The organism is Cedecea sp. NFIX57 (genome assembly GCF_900177785.1).
Lineage (GTDB): Bacteria > Pseudomonadota > Gammaproteobacteria > Enterobacterales > Enterobacteriaceae > Cedecea > Cedecea neteri_C.
In genome coordinates this window covers 1-3,299 of the sequence record NZ_FXAS01000085.1, presented here as the reverse complement: position 1 = coordinate 3,299, position 3,299 = coordinate 1, and the positions used below count along the sequence as shown (strand labels likewise).

Below are 3,299 nucleotides of genomic sequence, written 5' to 3'. Positions count from 1 at the left end.
ACGACAGGCCTTCAAACCGGGTACATGAACTGCTGCCCTGGAATCTCTCCTCTGTAAAATAATCCTTACGCCACGTTCAGTATGGGGCGCTTACCCACTTCTTTACGTTATTTAATATCTTTCCCAGAAACCGGTATGCGGCTTTGCTGCTACCTCATCGCTAACTTTGCAACAGTGCCCTCGTCACAGGGCATTAAACTACCTTAATCCTTGATTTATCTTTGTGACGGTTCGAAAATCCATAGAAGCAACAAGGAATAAAGGAGGCTGAATGATGGCTATACCTGTTTACTTATGGCTTGAAAATGCAAGCAATAGGCACCCTCTGGACTCATCGGAAGGTTGTATTATCGCCTCGATTAGCGTCAGGAAGAGTATTTGGGCTAGTGGTGACAGGGAGTTAAAGGTGAAATGAAATATATAATCCTTGCTCTTGCTGCTATGGCTTCTCCTGTTGTTATGTCTATGCAGATGGCAGGTTTTGGTGCTACCTACTACCAAGATGATTCATCCATTCCAAACTACGATACTAGCAAGAATTTATCTCCTGATGTGATTATTGGTGGCAACATCTTTGTTATGGAATTTAGCAATATTGCAGATATTGCTAAAGCGACTGGCGTAACCGTTAACCAGGGCGATCAAGCCTCGTGGCTTTGCCTTAAATCTAAAGATGTGGACTACTGGTTTATCTCTGATAATGAGATGGGGCAAGGAGATTTAACATCCATTGCACTGGCCAGGGCTGGGCAGCAAAAAGGTTGTTCTGCTTACAGTGGTGATTTAAGTGTTTCGATTAAAGGAATTCCTTTGCTGAATGCCTCATTAGAGAACCTTTCATCAATATTCTCAAACAAGCCTGCGGGCAATGTAAGCCAGTATTGCAGTAATACCAACTATGGTGGTTTTACCCAGATGAACTGTATCAAATATTATATTGAAAATAAAAACGTGGGCGGTTTGGTTATTAGTCAAATAACAGCTGGTTAGTTGGATAAGCACAGTCAGGCCACTGGTTGTGCTTATCCGGTTTTAGTAACGCTCACCCGACTGGGCGAGATATCTGAAAATGGCATATAAATGATGTTTATCCATACCAGATGATTGGCGCTACAAGGAGGAAGTTATGCCTCAGTTGAAACAACCAACTTTCCTTAAAAAAATAGAAAAGACTATCAGCGCGATACCAGATCTTGAAAATCAGCTGTTCACGTGAAGAAAGAATAAACCAAATGCTAATCTTAAGTGGCTACCTCCGGTACCGGTTAACTCAGAGGATGTGGACCGCTTGCCAGTCGTTACCACTCCCATTGATAAGTGATTAGGGGGAGCTTTATCACATTATGCAGGGCAGATGTTTGATGCTGTTTGTCGTCCAACTTGACCCCTACTTCATTCTGCGGGGGGCATACCCGAAAGGGTATTGCCAGAATACTGGCGATAGCCCCGACAACTTACGGCAATTACTCTCAGGCCATTATGAAGGCATTCTGGGCCAAAAATCGGGATCACCTGGTGAGGCTCTGCCGCAATAACTATCTGCATGTAATATTCCCGACAATGGCTTTTTCAGGCTATGAAATCCATTCTGCATGTCAGTCACCGGGGGGGCCTGGATAGCGTGATTATCCGCGGCAGGTTACCCATATTTTCTCCGGCCATGACAGGAATGGCTTATCGGGGGTAATACGGCGATTTACCTTCATTATTATTGAGGTCATGCTATGCCGACACTTCATCCTGTAGTAGAAATTCTGAAAAACGAAATTGCGAAGAAAAATTATACCTGGGAAGAGGCTGCGTCCGGTTCCGGGATATCTCCTGGCCGGTTTGAAAAAATAATGCGTGGTGAACGGGATATGAAGGTGGTTGAGGAGGAAAGGCTATGCAAATTTCTCGGCATATCTGTCTACTTTGTTGAGCGCCTTGCAGAGCTCGAGCGGGAACGGCAAAGAGCTGCGTTATCAGGCAAAACAATACACTGAGCAGGATAGTTCCGGGCGGTGTGCCTGATTCTGAATTTTGGTCAACGCATTTTCCCGATTTTTCCCCTTATGATAAAACTGACCTGCAGGCGGGCGATTTATTGCTGCGGCCAGGCAGGGGCGGAATATTCAGCAGTCAGTTTGCAACCGGAGAGTGATACACGGCACGCAAAATGATAAGGGAGGCACAGGTTATGGACATGAAGGAATGCAGAAAGAAGGTACAGGCCATTGACGAACAGATGCTGTATCTGACCTCGCATGGCGTGACGGCGACGGCGGATATTCTGGAGCATATGGCCGGGCAGATGCCGGGGCTTCACCGCATCTGGACCGATGTTTCTGACGGACAACTGGCGGAACTTGCCGCTGAGTACCCGGGATTTCGGGCTCTGGCGGTGATAACCGGGGCCGCCTGGCTGGCAGAACAGAGAAAGCCTTTCCTGCCATACAACGATATGCCGGTGTTCAGCGCCCGTTACAGTCAATGGGTGAGCAGTACACTCACGCGGGGAGCGGAGCTGGAGCAGGCCTGGCAGCGCTGCCGGAAAAGCGGCGATGTCGACGGGACTCCGGAGCTGCAGCAGTTGTGTTTGGCCTGGAAACAGGATGTGCAGGACCTGCTGGCCACGCTGAAGGCCGATGTACAGATTTTACCGTCGCAGCGGGCCTGTGTCGCGGCGGTTCTGCTCCCCATGATGGACGGCATCGTCAGCCAGTATGCGTTGCAGAATGGAGGGTCTCAGCAATGAGCCATGACCGCCCGGTGCTGTCCCTGAAGCGAAAGACGGTGATGCCGGAGACCGGCAATAACTCGCCCACGATGCCTGCCCGCCATGCAGTGATACCGGCGGCATCGGCCAGCCAGGTTTACCAGCAGAAGCGGGCAGCCCGGGAAGCACGGGACCAGAAGCAGCTGGCTGTCGTGCCGGAGGGGAGTGTGCCCCCGGCTCCCGCTCCCACGCCATCCAGCCCCGGACGCCCACACGGAAAACCTCCCCGGCTGATGCCGGTTGAGCGGGCGGTGAGCCTCTTCAGCCAGGCCTGGCCAGCGCTGTTTGAGGGGCAGCAGCTGCGCCCGATGAAGAAAGGTATCCGGGAGGATATGCTGGCCGATATCGCGACCCGCAGCCCGGGCGTATCCCGGAAACAGGTGCGACGTGGCCTGCTGAGCCTCACCCGCAGCGAAGCGTACGTGGCGACGCTGGTCTCCGGCAGTCCCCGCTTTGGCATCGACGGACAACCCGCTGGCATGGTGACGGAGAATGAGGCCGGGTTCAGCCAGCGACGGATGAAGAAAATGAAGGCCTGAGC

At 51.2% G+C, this 3,299-nt stretch carries 4 protein-coding genes; all 4 read left to right on the top strand.

Annotated features, from left to right (window positions below; translation table 11 throughout):
* The first annotated feature begins 411 nt into the window (after positions 1-411).
* The gene (locus B9Y90_RS25685) at positions 412-990 is read left to right on the top strand and encodes a hypothetical protein (RefSeq protein WP_085543107.1); all 579 of its coding nucleotides are present in this window, start codon (positions 412-414) and stop codon (positions 988-990) included.
* A 734-nt stretch (positions 991-1,724) separates the two neighbouring features.
* A complete protein-coding gene (locus tag B9Y90_RS25680; RefSeq protein ID WP_085543106.1) occupies positions 1,725-1,985 on the top strand; it encodes a helix-turn-helix domain-containing protein in 261 nt (86 codons plus the stop codon).
* 200 nt (positions 1,986-2,185) lie between these two features.
* Complete coding sequence (locus B9Y90_RS27050; RefSeq protein WP_176227943.1) at positions 2,186-2,737, top strand: hypothetical protein; 552 nt, start codon at positions 2,186-2,188, stop codon at positions 2,735-2,737.
* Positions 2,734-3,297, top strand: coding sequence for a ProQ/FINO family protein (locus B9Y90_RS25675; RefSeq protein WP_176227942.1), 564 nt, complete (start codon positions 2,734-2,736; stop codon positions 3,295-3,297). Before B9Y90_RS27050 ends, B9Y90_RS25675 begins: the two co-directional genes overlap by 4 nt.
* Positions 3,298-3,299: the final 2 nt, after the last annotated feature.